The organism is Rhodoferax sp. GW821-FHT07G04, from assembly GCF_059418585.1.
On the sequence record NZ_JBWKQD010000005.1, the window covers coordinates 182,625 to 198,058 of the forward strand.

The 15,434-nt window shown below is 58.8% G+C and carries 14 protein-coding genes and 1 tRNA gene; 5 read left to right on the forward strand and 10 right to left on the reverse strand.

Annotated elements, in window-relative coordinates; all coding sequences use genetic code 11:
• Window positions 1-88 precede the first annotated feature (88 nt).
• The 4 genes from AC07OO_RS22040 to AC07OO_RS22055 all read right to left on the reverse strand — a co-directional run bounded on the left by AC07OO_RS22040 (window position 89) and on the right by AC07OO_RS22055 (window position 1,786).
• Window positions 89-505 carry a hypothetical protein gene (locus tag AC07OO_RS22040; RefSeq protein WP_495084295.1) on the reverse strand — a complete coding sequence of 139 codons (417 nt, stop codon included), beginning with the start codon at window positions 503-505 and terminating at the stop codon, window positions 89-91.
• Complete coding sequence (locus tag AC07OO_RS22045) at window positions 502-822, reverse strand: hypothetical protein (protein ID WP_495084296.1); 321 nt, start codon at window positions 820-822, stop codon at window positions 502-504. Before AC07OO_RS22045 ends, AC07OO_RS22040 begins: the two co-directional genes overlap by 4 nt.
• A 68-nt stretch (window positions 823-890) precedes the next feature.
• Window positions 891-1,616 (reverse strand): Rha family transcriptional regulator, encoded by a 726-nt coding sequence (locus AC07OO_RS22050; protein ID WP_495084297.1) that lies wholly within the window; start codon window positions 1,614-1,616, stop codon window positions 891-893.
• Window positions 1,613-1,786: an Arc family DNA-binding protein gene (locus AC07OO_RS22055; protein ID WP_495084298.1), complete on the reverse strand. Its 174-nt coding sequence runs from the start codon at window positions 1,784-1,786 to the stop codon at window positions 1,613-1,615. The genes AC07OO_RS22050 and AC07OO_RS22055 overlap by 4 nt, the downstream gene beginning before the upstream one ends.
• A gap of 117 nt (window positions 1,787-1,903) precedes the next feature.
• Between AC07OO_RS22055 and AC07OO_RS22060 the strand changes: the two genes are divergently transcribed.
• Entirely contained in the window at window positions 1,904-2,803 is a 900-nt protein-coding gene (locus AC07OO_RS22060) for an Arc family DNA-binding protein (RefSeq protein ID WP_495084299.1), read from the forward strand.
• 75 nt (window positions 2,804-2,878) lie between these two features.
• Entirely contained in the window at window positions 2,879-3,118 is a 240-nt protein-coding gene (locus AC07OO_RS22065; protein ID WP_495084300.1) for a hypothetical protein, read from the forward strand.
• A gap of 31 nt (window positions 3,119-3,149) precedes the next feature.
• Here the strand turns inward: AC07OO_RS22065 and AC07OO_RS22070 are convergent, their stop codons facing one another.
• Together AC07OO_RS22070 and AC07OO_RS22075 are read right to left on the reverse strand one after the other, a co-directional pair.
• Entirely contained in the window at window positions 3,150-3,503 is a 354-nt protein-coding gene (locus AC07OO_RS22070; RefSeq protein WP_495084301.1) for a hypothetical protein, read from the reverse strand.
• A gap of 974 nt (window positions 3,504-4,477) precedes the next feature.
• Window positions 4,478-4,549: transfer RNA gene (locus tag AC07OO_RS22075), tRNA-Trp, on the reverse strand.
• Window positions 4,550-5,072: 523 nt separating this feature from the next.
• On the opposite strand from AC07OO_RS22075, the gene AC07OO_RS22080 reads away from it, so the two are divergent.
• From AC07OO_RS22080 to AC07OO_RS22090, 3 genes are all read left to right on the forward strand, one after another.
• Window positions 5,073-5,951 carry an SOS response-associated peptidase family protein gene (locus tag AC07OO_RS22080; protein ID WP_495084302.1) on the forward strand — a complete coding sequence of 293 codons (879 nt, stop codon included), beginning with the start codon at window positions 5,073-5,075 and terminating at the stop codon, window positions 5,949-5,951.
• 17 nt (window positions 5,952-5,968) lie between these two features.
• A complete protein-coding gene (locus AC07OO_RS22085; RefSeq protein ID WP_495084303.1) occupies window positions 5,969-6,364 on the forward strand; it encodes a hypothetical protein in 396 nt (131 codons plus the stop codon).
• A gap of 516 nt (window positions 6,365-6,880) precedes the next feature.
• A complete protein-coding gene (locus AC07OO_RS22090) occupies window positions 6,881-8,524 on the forward strand; it encodes a hypothetical protein (protein WP_495084304.1) in 1,644 nt (547 codons plus the stop codon).
• A gap of 28 nt (window positions 8,525-8,552) precedes the next feature.
• Here AC07OO_RS22090 and AC07OO_RS22095 read toward each other — a convergent pair whose 3' ends face one another.
• From AC07OO_RS22095 to AC07OO_RS22110, 4 genes are all read right to left on the reverse strand, one after another.
• Entirely contained in the window at window positions 8,553-10,067 is a 1,515-nt protein-coding gene (locus AC07OO_RS22095) for a serine hydrolase (protein ID WP_495084305.1), read from the reverse strand.
• A 124-nt stretch (window positions 10,068-10,191) separates the two neighbouring features.
• A complete protein-coding gene (gene pcaF, locus AC07OO_RS22100; protein WP_495084306.1) occupies window positions 10,192-11,394 on the reverse strand; it encodes a 3-oxoadipyl-CoA thiolase in 1,203 nt (400 codons plus the stop codon).
• A 35-nt stretch (window positions 11,395-11,429) separates the two neighbouring features.
• Complete coding sequence (locus AC07OO_RS22105) at window positions 11,430-14,348, reverse strand: HD domain-containing phosphohydrolase (RefSeq protein WP_495084307.1); 2,919 nt, start codon at window positions 14,346-14,348, stop codon at window positions 11,430-11,432.
• A gap of 51 nt (window positions 14,349-14,399) precedes the next feature.
• On the reverse strand, window positions 14,400-15,308 hold the full coding sequence (locus AC07OO_RS22110) for a LysR family transcriptional regulator (protein ID WP_495084308.1): 909 nt from the start codon (window positions 15,306-15,308) through the stop codon (window positions 14,400-14,402).
• Window positions 15,309-15,434: the final 126 nt, after the last annotated feature.

Below are 15,434 nucleotides of genomic sequence, written 5' to 3' on the forward strand. Positions count from 1 at the left end.
AGGCGTGCAGGTCGCGGGCGTTGACGGTCTGTTTCCTGCCGTCACCGATCTGGCGCTCTGCCACTTGGATGAGTTCGTTCATGGCTCACTACTCCTCGGTTTCGGCTTCGAGGGCTCTCTTGGCCGCGATCTCGGCGTAGTAGGCATTGATCTTGTCCACGTCGGCGAACACGTCGATACTCTGCGCGGTGGCGTAGATCAGGCGTTCCAGGTGCGAGAAGAAGCCAACCCAGTAACCCTTTGCGCCGGACTCGTCCTTGAAGTCGATGTCCGCCACGATGACGCCCAGCATGTTCGAGTCAACCCAGAACTGGTTGTCTTTCAGGAACTGGACGAAGTGTGCGGCGTATTCCCGGCCAATCTCGCACGCCCGACCATAGTCATCAGTCGGCGGAACGCGCCAGTTGCTGGCGTTCTTGAAGCCGCGCTTGGGGCGGTAAACGAAGGGGAGCGCGGAGAGAGAAGTGGCTTTGACTTCGGGCTTTGTAGCTGTAGCGGTCGTCATTGCAGCACCTCTGTAGACTGCGATTGGTGAATCACCGTGGTTACGGCGGATGTGCTTTGCGGCTTCTTTTCCCCGCGGGTCATCAATTCCCCGTTCAGCTCGGCTATGCGCAACAGCAACGCCTTCACAACAAACTCCAAGCCGTTGCAGTCCCAACCTTCGAGTTCGACAGCTGCCTTGATACCGGCAGTACACAGTGCTTCAATTTCCCAATTGAGTTTGAGCGGGTGCTCCGAAGGGGTGGAGTTGGCACGTACCCCGGTCTCTTGTGTGGCAGTTTCATGTGCCATAGAATTCAGCATGTTGACTCCGATCATTTGCGTGGTGGGTTTCGATACAGATGCCCCAGTGGGTCCAATCACTGGGGCATCGCCTTTTGTGGGGTTCAACTCGCACCCCCGAGGAGGTCGGAGTGCCTGGCTGCAAAGCGACGCAGGAACTCAATGCCCAGGCCTGTCACCCGAGCTGTATGCGAAAGTTGGGTGCCTTTTGTGTTCGTCTCGAAAGTGTGAGTGGCTTCCTTGAAGTAGCCCTTCGCGACATACACAGCGGCCGGAGCGTTGTTTGGCAAGATGACGCCTTTGACTCGCAAGGCCTTTTCCAGCTTGCGCACGCCGACACCAATCGTTTTGGCGACATCGCGTACCAGGGTGGTGCCGTCCGCGTTCAGCATCGTGTTGGCGAATTCCACCTTGGGAGCGGCCAGGGCCAACTGACGTTCAGTCTCGGCCTTCTGTTCAGCCAGGTCGGCCGCCAAGCGCAAAGCTTCTGGGAAGGTCTGTGGCACTGGCAAGTTGTTGCCCTTCTGGCGCATTTCCCAGAATTCCTTGACCAGGCGTTTCTTGAACGCACGCACGATGTCGCTGTTGCGCATGTAGGTCAGGATCAGCGTGGACTGCTGCTCATTGAGCAGAGCGACCTCGCGTTTCTGGGTGCCGCCAGCGGTTTCAAAGGGTAGCGTTTCAAACGCGACCCCTCCGAATTCCTCCAGATCGGCCCGGTAGGTGCGCACCAGCTCGAGGACATTCTTGTGCTGGGTGTCGGTACCAGAGGCAATTGCCATGGTCGTCGTGATGGCCTGGTCGCCCGCCAACGTGACGAGGGCGCTCACTGGGCGGCTCCTTGAGGCTTGCTGAGTTGTTGCGCTTGGCTTTGCTCCAGCCGCACCAGGACTTCGCCGTTGAGGCTACGACGGTTGTCAACCGCTTGGTGCTGTAGCCACTTCTTCAGGTCATCTGGGAGCCGCAGCATAAACCCCGCTGTTGTTCTTGCATCTTTCAATTTGCACTCCTGTTTTCTGGATCACCGTGATCCATCAATTTAAATGTAAACCACCGTGATCCACATTGCAAGAGATTTCATGAAATTTTTTAGATCACAGTGATCTATCATGTCGGGATGGCACGCGAAGACCCACAGATGAAGATCCGATTCCCGGTTGATTTGAAAGACCGGATAGAGCAGTCTGCAAAACGCAATGCTAGGACCATGAACTCCGAGATCGTGGCCCGCCTGCAAGGCAGCTTTGAGACAGCCGACGAACTCGCGATGCTGTCAGCCGCCCACGCCTACGACCAATCCGTGAATACATCCCTGATGCGCGAAAAGGGCGAGTTGCAGGGGCAGTTGGCCGCAAAGGATGCTGAGATTCGAATATTGAAGCAGCGGCTTTTCCTTGACTCCGTGGACATGACCGAGGTGACGCCGGGAGACCGAGACGTGCAGGCAAAAAGTGCAGGCGATGTGCTGTACATTCTGCTCGACTCGCATGGTTACCCAATTTCCTGGAGTGAAATTCAGGTGTATCTGGCAGCCCTTAAAGATGAATCTGGCCTACAGCCCGAAAACCTGGAAATCAGCATCATCACACCAGATATGGAGGCCAATTCCAACCGCACCAAGCAGGTGATGGTTCTCGCGAAGAGCTTAAGGGGCACTGGAATTTCCCAAGCGATCAGCCGAGCCACCAGGAAGCAGATCTTGAATGATCAGAGTCACGGCATTGAAGACGCAGAGATCACCGCCACTAGAGTGCCAGCCACCGTTCGCGGCAAACAGACTGAGATCGTGGTTCCTCATGCCGACTTGGTAATGCACGATGAAAAAGGGAAGATCGTCAGTGCGGTGGAGGTTAAGAAGCCAAACAAGTTGATCCTGGTGGGAAACCTCGGCCGCGACCCAGACATCAGCTACTTGCCGCCGGCGCCGACCCTGCCGCAACCACGCATCTCAGCGAAGCCATCGCGGCAGCCAAAGACCCCGAAGCCACCCAAGACCCTTGGCCCCCAAAAAAAATAGGGCTCCTTACATTATTTAATGCAGCATGCATTGGCGCCCTTAACATCGGATTGAACGATTGACGGAGAGGTTGAAATGTCAGGCGGAAAGAAGCTACTCCAACTCGGACAAATTGTTGTATCAGGAAACGCGCAGGCAATGCAGGACGGACGGTGGGCCGCCAAGTGCTGTGTCACCGAGCATTTAGACGGCCGCACCTTGGAGCACCTCCTTGACGGCGGTGGCTTGTACTTTGAGACCCGAGGTGAAGCAGTAACCGCGGGCATGCATTTGGGCATAGCCTGGACCAACGAAAACTACCCCATTGAAAATTGAGCCGGGGTCACTTTTGCAGCAAAAGAGTGCGTTATTTGTGCCCGCGCAAAATATGCATGGTTCCTACCGCTTCGAGAGCAAATGGACCAATGTTTCTGGGGTCGTATTGCGCTCTAACTGATGAGTCAAGACTGCAGAGGAGTACTTCAATGTATTCCTCGCGTTGCTCAGGCGAGGCATCCTTGAGCGCGGCCTGAACATCCTTCTCCAAAGTGATCGCGACGTGGGTGCCTATGTGACAGGGATCTGGATGCCCTTCAATGGGACCTCGAAAGCACAGCATCCCAGCGAGTGATTCAAATGGCTTCACGTCTGCAGCAAAGCACCCGCTAAGAGCATCAGCCATTCGCTGATTGAAGGCATCAAGGCTTTCAGTGAATTTCATGGTTAGCAACTCCTTGGATGGCCGGCCGAATGCCCGGTTACGAGCATTGGCCGGCGGGCAAAGTAATCCAAGAATCTACTTCAACTTTGAGAAGTCTGGTACCAGCACTCCGGCGGCCCCATGGGTCGCCACTTGATAGCCAATGGCCAGCAGTAGCAGCACGCCAACCACAATGAAAATTTTTTTGCTCATAAGAAGCTCCAGTGAGTTGTTGAGAGCTTGAGAATAGCTGGCACTAGGGCGCTTTCTGAACGTAAAACCCCCCCAAAACGTAGCTGAAACTGAAGTTTTTTTTGGTGCCGGAATTGCGGCATGCCCCCGCTGTGGTCAAAAGCGACGGACGAAACAATGAGACCTAAGTCTGCGACGATGGGTTGCGCCCGCGGAACGAGGCAGCAACAAGATACGTCAGCAGCTTTGCCGCTACTAGGTATCCGAAGCTCGCTGACAAGGCATGCCCTGAAAACTCAGGCGGCCTTGTCGGGATGTGCCGAAGAGTATGTATCTAACTACTCTGGTGACCGGTCACCCAGAAGTTCATGCACGCCCCACACGGCATCGTTTGAACCAGCTATTTACGCGGGCAGCGTGCCCTCGCAGCACTCCATGCCTTGTCGCAGGCTTCGGACGCCGAATAGGACTGACCTGCGCGCGATATGCATGCGTGGTATTCCTTGTCGGCCTCTGCCAAGCATTTGGGATCTCGAGGCTTCTCCATAGTCGCTGCGGCAAGCATTGAGGAATATCCCAGTGCGAGGGCTGCAGCTAGGCCGAGGATCGGTCGAATCATGGCTGTCTCCTGACAATAGTGGGTTGCGCATGCACTTGAAATTCTCATCGCGGTACGGCAGCGTGTCTATCCCATAAATTGGGGAGTATTGGTGCGATCTCATACGGTCAACTGCCTCAAATTGAGGAAGTGGCCATCACACCCCCAGAAATGGCGAAGCCCTGTCGAGAGGACAGGGCTTCTGAATATCTTACGGGAGTCGAACCCGTAACCGTCGGTTTTGGAGACCGCCGCTCTCCCGTTGAGCTAAAGACCCATAGAAGCCTTACTTTGAGGCATCTCGAGCATTTTCAAGGGCCCATTTCCAATTGATCAGTCCCAAAGGCCCAGAGCAATCTCTGGCGCCTCGACCCATGATACGCAGCCATGCTCCGGGTTTGGATTGATATTGGGATCGCGCCATGTGCGGCAAACAATCATGTCGTTTCCATCCCAGCCGACGCAGTTAGCGCAGGTCTCGCACCTCACCGGCGTGCGTTCCCTGATCCATGGCTTGGTAACGTCCATCCAATGGCAGCACCCGAATTGAGGCTGCGCGTTGGTAGGGGGGCTCCCAAAGTGGTTGCAGAGACTTAGCTTGTAGGTGCCTGGCCCATGAGTGTAAGTCTTCGTCAGAAGGCCGCCATAGAACCTGCACGTGCAGCATGGCTGGTCTAAACGGCGGATCAACATAAGGCGTCACTTAAAAATACTGTTTAAGCATACAGTAGTTGTGGCGATAATATGGACGGATGTGCTATTCCGCCCAAGTCCTGAATGCCTACGACGAGTACTGCGACATGTTTGGCGCGGACATCGACATAGAGACCTTCGCCGACCTGTATGGCATGAAGCTCTACGACAACCGGATCAAGACCCCTTCGGCATTGGATATAGCTATTGAGCGAGACACGCGCGCTGAAATGAAGGGGATTCGCGAGGTTGTCTTGCAGCACAAGGCCCAGCTGGTGGCCAAGCTGGGGCAGGAAATCGTTGAGCAGCGCGACCGCCTGGCCACGGCGGAGCTGGCCCTGCAGAAGCGGATCACCAAAAAGGCGACCGAAGATCAGCGAATCGCCACCAGCAAGATTGCCCGAGCGCAAGAGAAGCTGGCCGAACTTCAGAGGACCGACATTTGGGCGGGCGACTCGCGGATGTACCCTGGGTACTTCGTCCCGATCCTGATCGTGGAGAACGGCCGCAAGATCGTGAGGCCCATGCGTTACCAGTGCCGGATCGCTGGTGCCCCGGAGGACATCGACACCAAGTTTCCGGGGACTTACAACGCACGGATGGACAATTTGGACGGCTTCTGGCGAAAGCAGTTCGGCTACACCCACGGCGTCGCCATCGTTACGGCCTTCTTTGAGCACGTGGTGACCCCCAGCGGGAAACGGGTAGTTTTGGAGTTCACCCCCAGCACTGGTGAGAGCCTGTATGTGGCCTGCTTATGGTCACACTGGACATCACCGGGGAAGCAAGACCTCTATTCCTTCGCCTTCATCACCGATGATCCCCCTGCGGAGGTATTGGCGGCCGGTCACGACCGCTGCATCGTTCCAATCAAGCGGGGGAACCTAGAATTTTGGCTTGACCCTGACCCAAACGACCTCGACTCGCAATGGGACATCCTGAACGACCGGGTGCGTCCGTACTACAAGCACCGCTTAGCCATCTAGCACTTTCAAACTACCAAATGTATATCGACCCAAACTACGAGCCCAAGGGCCTGCAGCTGCACCTGGAGGTGGACGGCGCGACCCCCGATGACATCAAACGCGGCCTTGACGCTGCAAAGGCGTACCTGGGCCAAACAGGTACAAACCCCTTTGCTGCCTACACCGCCTGTGATGCACGAGATCATTCCGAAGACGATGACGAGCTGAGCTCAGAAGCCCATTTTTTGGCTGACTTCTGGGCCATCGCCGGCAAAGTTGCGTTGGACGCTGCATGCGCCAATATGCCCTACGGTCCCAAGTCGTATGTTCTTGCCTACTCGTGGGATGACAACCCTTGGCAGGCCAATGCGAGCAGGCTGCGTTCTGAGATTGACGCTGGTTACAGGGCCAAGAAGAAGTTGAAGCCGGGTTAGCGCTGGGCCTGTGTAATTTTTGGTGTAATTTGGTGCAATTCAGGGGCGTTTCGTGGCGGCCCTGATCGCTTTTCCCCTCTGAAGCTCAGCCAGCACTTGGCGTTCACCAGCATTCACACTGCAGGGGTCACAAGTTCGAAACTTGTACTGCCCACCAAATTCCGGTGTTGAGAGAAAGGACTTGCGAGAAATTGCAAGTCCTTTTTTATTTTGTGCTGCAGCGCTATGTATTTTTTCTGCGTAATCACGCAGGACTGGCGCGGGTCGCGAAAGTTAGCGCGCTCCATTTCGGCGCTGCCTCGCACACGGAGCCATGCTGGCTCGGCCCCATCCACGCTAGCGGTCAGCGGGCCTTCGCATGCCGTCTCCACATTTCCTCCACATTTGCTAACCAAAATGACGCGGATTGGCAAAAAGCCAAGAGCGCATTCAGACGGTACGCCGCCTGTACCAATCCATTAGTCGCAACACTTAAAAAACTTAGCAATGAGACCACTTTGTTCAGAAGTCCCAGTCTTGAGAAACACCAATATCTCTGTCGCCTGGTTTGCCAAGCGTGAATGCATGCCGCCATTGGACGATGGCTATGGCGCCGGATGGCGCGCACTCAAATCCTGGGGGCTTGCTGCAGTCGTTGCATTCTCTGGCGTAGCGGTCCATGCTGGCTCCTGCAGTGTTACCACCCCGGGTGCTGCGACCTGCGCGATTCCCGCGGGCGTGACGTCGGTCACCGTTGTGGCCACGGGCGGCGGCGGCGGTGGCGGTAGTTCAGTGGCAGCCGGTGGCAATGGCGGGGTCGTTACGCAAACCCTAACCGGAGTAGGTGGCACGACGCTAAGCTTGTATGTTGGTGGCGGTGGCACTGGCAGTACCAGCGGCGCGGGAGGCGGGGCTAGCACGGTCAACGCTGGAACTGCCTCGCAGATCATTGCGGGCGGTGGCGGTGGCTCGTCGATCGTAGCGGGTACCTTTGGTGGCGACGGCAACGGCAGTCCGGGCGGATACGGCGGCCTTGGTTTGCCAGGCTCGGGCGGAGCCGGCGGCGTCGGCGGAGCCGGCGGCGGTGGTGCAGGCGTAGCAGGCGGTAGTGGCAACGGCGGGAGTGGTGGCAACGGGAGCGGTGGCAGTGTCGGCGGCGTCGGATCAGGTAGCGGCGGCGGCGGTAGTAGCGTCAGCGGTGGTGGTGGGGGCGGTGGCTACGGCGGCGGCGGTGGGGGCAATGGCGGTGCCGGTGGTGGCGGTGGGGGCAGCACCGGCGGAACGATCACGGTGTCAACGAATGGCGGTGCTGCTGGACGAGGCACCGGTGGTAACGGCTCCATCGTCGTCACCTGGTCCGATCCGGTTGTAGCGCCAATCCCCACACTGGTCAGCATGCCCTCTGCGGCTGGCTTCGGCACCCAACCCGCGGTGCTGGATCTCAGTGCGAGCCAAGGCCCGAGCATGACCAGTTGCTTGTTGGCTGCGGTGCAGAGCCAGTTTGGCGGCGACGTGCAGTATGCGGGACAAAACGCGAACGGCGTAGCCAAATTCTCTCAGGGCGGGCGCACGATTGCTTTCTACCCACTGCAAGCCAGCACCTCGACCGCGCTTGGCACTGGCATCGTGTTGACAACTTCCAATGTGCTGACCGTAGGCACCAGCTGCGGCACCTTTTCCATCGCGCCGGCCTTGTCAAATCTCGCGGAGTTTGGTTCTCTCTTGAGCAGCATGGGCCTGCAAGCCAACATCAGTGCCCAGGGCGTCATCACGGTGACGGCTGGCAGCACCGTATTTGTATTTCGCCCCGACTATCTGGCGACCAGTGGCATGTCCGGCAAAGCCAGCCTGACGCAGGGCTCCGATGGCCTGTACCGCTTTACTGATAGCTCTGGCAATATACAAATCCTGCGCCCAGCCTTTGTGGACACGGAAGACCTTGGCACATTGGTGCCACTGGCCCTGTCGCAAAAGGGGCCCATAAGCATACAAACGGATGGAACGGCGCTGTTTACGCCCATTGGCGGTGTGCAGAGTTATGTGCTCACGCCGGACCTGACTTTGACCGCTGCGACTGGGGAAAATGTTAGCAAGCTCACTTGGCAGGATGTGGTCAACCGGTACTTGGTTCGCAGTAGTTTGTTGACATTGGCGCAGGGGTTTGCTGTGCGGCAGCAATAGCTCCTTGCCGACCGCGTCCGGTTTCTTTCTACTTCTTTTGCTCCAGCTTGCGCAGCATATCCACGGCATTGGTGTTGGAGCTGTCCAGTTCCACCGCACGGCGGTAGTTGAGTGTGGCGCGTGCCGTGTCACCTTGCGCTACGTAGGCTTCGCCCAAGCTGTCGTAGCCGTTGCCGTCGGCGGGGAAGAGGGCCACATTGAGCTTGAACACTTCCACCGCCTCTGGCAAGCGGCCTTTCAGCAGATAGTGGTAGCCCAGGAGGTTTAGTTCGTTGGGACCTTCGACCGCCGGAAAGGCCTTGGGTTGCTGCTGGTAGTGCTTCAGCGCAGTGCCAACGCCCTGTGCAGCAATCGCCTGCGCGAGTGAGTCCGCCAGGCTGCGCTGGGGTGCAGTCACTGGCAAGCCATACAAGGCATTCGTAATGGCTGTGGACATGTTGTAGATGGCAGGGGTGATCGTGCCGCCACCGTCGTTGAGCAGGATGACAATGAGCCGCTGGTCATCGACAAACCGCGTGATCAGGCTGCGAAAGCCATTCGTGTTGCCGCCGTGCTCGTGCACCGTGATGTCACGCCCACCAATCTTGCGGGTGCCTACCAGCCAACCGTAGCCAAAGCCCAGGTCGCGGCGCACGTCGTCCTTGGCGTAAGGGGTAAACATGCGCTGCTTGGCCGATGCGGACAACAACGTGGTGCCGTACAGTGCCCGGTCCCACAGCAGCAGGTCCCCTGCGGTGCTGTACATGCCTCCGGCCGAGTAGCCATTGGCCGTGTGCACCGGTGCGGCGCTTTCGTATCCGCCGTCGGGCGTTTTGACGTAGCCCGTGGCCTTGCGGTCCACCACGCGATCAGGAGATTCGTAGCCAGAGCGCGCCATGTGAAGCGGCTGCAGGATCATGTCGTCCAGTGCTTGCTGATAGGACTTGCCCGTGACCTTTTCAATCACATAGCCCAGCAGGTAATAACCCGAACTGTTGTACTTGCCCGTGGAGCCGGGCACGAACTCCAGATCACGGTTCATGATCTCCATGTATTCCGCACGGGACACTTTGGCACCCAGGCGGTTCTCCCAAAAGCCAGGGAAATTGGCATAGTCGACGATGCCTGATGTGTGGTTCAGCAGTTGGTGGATGGTCACCGTGTTGCCAATTTCTGGCCGCAGGTCCGGCACATACATGCCAATGGTGTCCTCCAGCTTGAGTTTGCCTTGTTCCACCAGTTGCATCACCAGTGTGGCGGTGAATTGCTTGGTCAGTGACGCGATGCGGAAAGCCGTGTCTGTACTGTTCGGAACCTTCCATTCGCGGTTGGCCAATCCGAACGCACCCTGGTAGACGACCTTGCCATGGTCGGCGACCAGCACCACGCCGTTCAGTTGCCCGATGGCTTGGTATTGCGCCAGCAGTATGCGCAGTTGGCGCGATGGGGTGTTATTGAGTTTGGCAGCAGGTGTTTGTGCGTAAGCAGTCGTGGCCACGGCCAAGGCGCCGAGCCAACAGCTCGCGCGGACCAGCCATTGGCTCGGGCGGATGGTGAAATGCATGGTGGGGAGCTCCGGGTAGGGTGATGCAGTTTGCGCAAAAGAAGCAAGCTGCGCACTGTAGAGAACCTTAGGTCCGGAAGCAGCCCGCACGTGACGGACTGCATTTTGGGTGGCATGACCTGCATCAGACCCGCTCAATCACCACTGCAATCCCCTGGCCCACGCCAATGCACATGGTGCACAGCGCGTAGCGCCCCCCGGTCCTATGCAACTGGTTGACAGCTGTTGTGACCAGGCGCGCGCCAGACGCACCCAGCGGATGGCCTAGCGCAATGGCGCCACCGTTGGGGTTGACGCGCGGGTCGTCGTCCTGGAGACCGAGCAGGCGCAGCACGGCCAGCCCCTGGGCGGCAAACGCCTCGTTGAGTTCGATGACGTCCATTTGCGCCAAGCTCAGGCCGGTGAGCGCCAGTACCTTTTGCGTGGCGGGGGCCGGGCCTATGCCCATGATGCGCGGCGGCACGCCTGCGGTGGCCATGCCCACAATGCGTGCGCGTGGCGTCAGACCGTTCTGCCGGGCGGCGACTTCGTTGGCCAATAGCAACGCGCAGGCGCCATCGTTGATGCCGCTGGCATTGCCCGCCGTAACACTGCCATCTGGCCGAACGGCGCCCTTGAGTTTGGCCAGTGCTTCCAACGAGGTTTCGCGGGGGTGCTCGTCCTTGCTCACCACCACGGCGTCATCCTTCTTCTGCGCGATGCGCACTGGCGTAAGCTCCGCATCAAAGAAGCCGGATTTCTGCGCCGCCACGGCCTTGAGCTGGCTGGCCAGCGCCATCTTGTCCTGGTCTTCACGGCTGATCTTGAATTCGGTTGCCACGTTCTCGGCGGTTTCGGGCATGGCGTCTATGCCGTAGCGGTCCTTCATCACGGGGTTGACAAAGCGCCAGCCTATCGTGGTGTCGTACATCTGGGCGGAACGGCTGAACGCAGTCTCGGCCTTGCCCATGACGAACGGCGAGCGGCTCATGCTCTCCACTCCGCCTGCTATCATAAATGTAGCTTCTCCCGATTTGATGGCGCGGGCTGCCGTGCCAACAGCATCCATGCCCGAGCCACAGAGGCGGTTGATGGTGGTGCCAGGCAGCTCCAGCGGCAGCCCTGCCAGCAAGCTGGCCATGTGGGCCACATTGCGGTTGTCTTCACCGGCCTGGTTGACGCAGCCATAGATGACATCGGTTACAGATTGCCAGTCCACACCGGGGTTGCGTGCCATCAAGGCGGTAAGCGGCACGGCCGCCAGATCGTCGGTGCGTACACCGCTCAGGGCGCCGCCGTAGCGGCCAAAGGGGGTGCGCACGGCGTCGCAGATAAATGCCTGGTTCATGAAGTGGATCTTTCGGCGTCTATGGGGGGCGGATATCAGGTTTGCAGCGCGGCCTCTATGTCTACGGCATCTATTTGTTCGGACCGCATGTATTTGTGCGCGTACTCCAGGTAGATACCGGACCGCAAAAACAGCGCGAACAAGTCGGGGTCTATGTGGGCTTCACGCCGCATTTTCGCCATGATGGCAATAGCCTCCGACAGCGTCTTGCCTTTTTTGTAGGGGCGGTCCACGGCGGTCAGGGCCTCAAAGATGTCCGCGATTGCCATCATGCGGGCCACGGGGCTCATGTCTTCGCGCTTGAGTCGCTTGGGGTAGCCGCTGCCATCCATTTTCTCGTGGTGGCCTCCGGCGATTTCCGGCACCTGGCGCAAGTGCTTGGGGAAAGGCAGTTGCGACAGCATGATCAGCGTCTGCACAATGTGTTCGTTGATTTTGTAGCGCTCCTCGGTACTCAAGGTTCCACGCGCCACGCACAGGTTGTGCAGTTCGCCGCGGTTGTACAGCAGCTCGGGCACAGCCATACGAAAGCCCCAGCGGTTGTCCTCCGGAATCATGTCTTGGGCCCGCCGCGGAAAGAGATGCTCGGGCTTGTCGGCCAGCAACAACTCGCGTACCGGAAGGGTTTGCGCCGGTGTCTGCGCCTTGCGCTGCGCTTCTTCGTGGGAGACGCCCAGGCGATCATCCAGCGTGCGCAGCCAGGTTTGTTGGCCTATGTGTCGCAAGCGCTCAATTTTTTGCGCATCCATGAATTCACCGCCCACATTGCTGGCGGCCACCAGTGCGAAGTCGTCGTCCAATGCTTGCAGCTTATCTTGCAGCACTTGGTGTGCGGTGGCGGCATCCGCACCGCTTGCCACATCTTTCAACATGGCGATTTCAGCATCGCGCTTGAGCACTTCGAAGCGCATGCGGATTTCGTGGATGCGGTCGTACAACGTCTCTAGCTTGGTGGCCTTGTCGACTACGAAATCGGGCGTAGTGATCTTGCCGCAGTCATGCAGCCATGCGGCAATGTGGACGGTTTCCCACTCCTGGGTGTTCAGCGAGAAGTCCGCGTACGGACCTTCAGTGCTGTCGCAGGCGGCCCGTGCCAGCAACTTGGTCAACTCCGGCACGCGCGCGCAGTGGCCGCCCGTGTACGGGCTCTTGGCATCAATGGCGCTGGCGATGAGTTGGATGAAGGCCTCGAACAAATCCTTTTGGGCTTGGATCAGCTCCTTGTTTTCCAACGAAATGGCAGCCGGCACGGACAGCGCTTGCGCGAAGCTGATCAGGGCTTCATCTTGTATGGGATCGCGCACCAGCAGCATGGCGCCCACCAATTGGTGCTGTCGATTCAACAGGGGTACGGCGATACCATGGGCTTGGCGCCCTGTATGGGTTGCCAACGCGGCCTGCAGTTTGAGCAGAGCCACCTCCGATTCAGAGAAACTGCCCGCGCGGGCCTGACCGGCGGCAATGGCCTGGCCCAGTAGTGTGCCCGGAGCAGCCTCTGCAATGCGTGCGAAGTCGGCAGCCAGATCTGTGCCATCGGCCTTGCGGGCTACGACCGGTGCCAACTGGCCGGCATCGCACAGATACAACACGCCGACGCTGGCCTCTACCGCCGATACCATTTCATCGAGCAGGCGCGGCAGCAGGTGTTCGAAGCTCTCTTCACGGGCCACCGCGAGACTGATGTCCAGAAAGCGGCGTATGGTGCGCTTCATGCTGTGCATGGTCGTCGCCAAATCGTCGACCTCCACAATCAGCGAGGATACCGTGACGGGCTTGGTGAATTCAAAGTGGCGGATGGACTCCGCCTCGCTCACCAGGGCGCGCAGCGAATGCGAAATCCCGCGCGCCATGTACCAGGTAATGGGAATGGCCAGCACAATAATGACCGCGGTCAGCACAATCGACTGCCGAATCAACGTGAGCGCAACTGCCAGCAGTTCGCGCTCGGGGATGGCCGTTACCAGGTAGAGCGGTGCCGCACCTTCCAGCAGAATCGGCGTGACCGATGTGCGCCACTGCGCATCGTCAACGGTCAGCCTTGCGTGCTGCGGCTGCGTGCCCTGCAGGTTGTACACGCTGGGCAACAGGGCTGCCAGCACGGGCGCGCCCAGCCCGTCCATGCGAACCAGGGATGGCTTGTCACCGGGGGCCTGGGCTGCATGCACCAGCTTTCCAAAATCCTCGTAGGCCAGCGCAAATCCCTTGGCGTCGGCCAGCACAACCTGCATGCCGGGCGTGATCTTTTGCTGTGCCATGGTTTCGCTCAGCGTCTCCAGCAGGATGTCGGCACCGACCACGCCACCACCCTGTTCCGCGCGTTTGGCCAGGGTTGTTCCAATCTTCTGGTTGGAGAAAAACAGATAGGGCGTGGTCTTGATCTGTGCGGAAGACTGCAGCGCGTCTTTGAACCAGCCGCGTGTACGGGGGTCGAAACCCATGCCGTAGTCGGGCTTTGTGTCCAACCGCAACAACTTGAGATCGGCGTCCAGGTATTGGTACTCTCCGCGCATGCCCTGGGCATCGCGCTCTATGCTTTGCACAATGAATTGGGTGGAGGGCGGTGCATTGAAGCTTGTGAGTTCGCTCGCGCTGCGGATTTTGCGCAGAAAGAAGAAATCGCCATTGGGGTAACCCACATACAACGAGGACAGCGCACTGGACCCGGCGTGGGCCTGGCGCAAAAAGCCCAGGCTTTGCATGCGCTCTTCCAGCGTGGTGGCCAGGGTCAGCCGGTGCACGCTCAGCATGTTGGTGGCCATTTCGGCCGGTGCCAGCAGGGCCTTGAGGTTGTTGGCCGTCTCGCGGCTGATGCGGGTGGTCAGCTCGGTGGCCGATGTCTCCAATATCTCGCGGCTGTGTTGGTAGCCCAAACCTCCAATCAGGCCGCCGACCAAGACGATCAGGGCCAGGAACAGTGTAGAGATGTGGATGTGAAGCGGGTAGCGGCGCTTCATGGGGGCTTGGTCACGGTGTAGGCAGGGTGTGTGGGGTAGGGCCTAGAAATGCTACCACCGGTATCCCCACCAGGCGTCACCAATTTGACTCTGCAACCAGCCCACAAAGCCGCTGACCTTGGCGGGGACCAAGAGGGGTGAGGGATAGACCGCATGGATCTCTTGCGAGGGCAGATTCCAGTCGGCCAGGATTTCGGTCAATGCACCGCTGTCCAACGATTCTTGCGCTACGTAGCGGGGCAGGGCTGCGATGCCCATGCCATTGCGCGTAGCCATCAGCAGCGCCGACAGATTGTTGGAGCGCAGCGGACCATGCACTGGCACCGTGACTGGCTTGCCATGTTGCCCCGCCAAGTGCCAACGCGCATCGCCCTGGACCGTGCTGTACACCAGGGCATCGTGCTGCAGCAGGTCTGTGGGTTGTGCAGGAACCCCGCGTCGGTCGAGATAGGCCTGCGATGCGACTATCACCCAGGGGTTGACGCCCAGATAGCGCGCGCCCAGCGTGGAGTCCACCAGCGGCCCCATGCGTACGGCCACGTCGATTCCCTGCTCGACCAGGTTGACCACGCGGTCTTCAAAATTGAGCTCGATCTGCAGTTTGGGGTGCATCTGCATGAAGCGCATCACCAGGGGCACCAGCACGCGCCGACCAAATGCCACCGAGGTGCTGATGCGCAGGCCGCCCTGCACCTGCGATTGCAACAGGGTGGCCACTGAGTCGGCTTCCTCCAGATGGTGGGCAATCAGTTTGCATTTGTCGTAATACAGCGCGCCAATCTCCGTGGGTGTCACGCCACGGGTTGTGCGGTGCAGCAGGCGCGAACCCAGCTGCTTTTCCAGCGAGGCCACCATCTTGGTTGCAGACGGCTGGCCAATACCCAGATCCGCTGCGGCCTTGCTGAACGAGCCCAGATCCACGACGCGAACAAAGAGTTGCAGAGCTTGAATACGGTCCATATGGGTGAGTAAACCACAGCCTTACCACTGTGCTATTCCAATTTGGAATAAACATAATGCGCCGGCAATGGCTTCCGCCAAAAGCCGCCAGCACCGAACATGCGTGTCAGTCGCAAGCAATACAGG

Coding starts and splice junctions, on each gene's coding strand:
- AC07OO_RS22040 (WP_495084295.1), bottom strand. CDS start 505: ATGACGACCGCTACAGCTACAAAGCCCGAAGTCAAAGCCACTTCTCTC.
- AC07OO_RS22045 (WP_495084296.1), bottom strand. CDS start 822: ATGATCGGAGTCAACATGCTGAATTCTATGGCACATGAAACTGCCACA.
- AC07OO_RS22060 (WP_495084299.1), top strand. CDS start 1,904: ATGGCACGCGAAGACCCACAGATGAAGATCCGATTCCCGGTTGATTTG.
- AC07OO_RS22065 (WP_495084300.1), top strand. CDS start 2,879: ATGTCAGGCGGAAAGAAGCTACTCCAACTCGGACAAATTGTTGTATCA.
- AC07OO_RS22070 (WP_495084301.1), bottom strand. CDS start 3,503: ATGAAATTCACTGAAAGCCTTGATGCCTTCAATCAGCGAATGGCTGAT.
- AC07OO_RS22080 (WP_495084302.1), top strand. CDS start 5,073: ATGTTTGGCGCGGACATCGACATAGAGACCTTCGCCGACCTGTATGGC.
- AC07OO_RS22085 (WP_495084303.1), top strand. CDS start 5,969: ATGTATATCGACCCAAACTACGAGCCCAAGGGCCTGCAGCTGCACCTG.
- AC07OO_RS22095 (WP_495084305.1), bottom strand. CDS start 10,067: ATGCATTTCACCATCCGCCCGAGCCAATGGCTGGTCCGCGCGAGCTGT.
- pcaF (WP_495084306.1), bottom strand. CDS start 11,394: ATGAACCAGGCATTTATCTGCGACGCCGTGCGCACCCCCTTTGGCCGC.
- AC07OO_RS22105 (WP_495084307.1), bottom strand. CDS start 14,348: ATGAAGCGCCGCTACCCGCTTCACATCCACATCTCTACACTGTTCCTG.
- AC07OO_RS22110 (WP_495084308.1), bottom strand. CDS start 15,308: ATGGACCGTATTCAAGCTCTGCAACTCTTTGTTCGCGTCGTGGATCTG.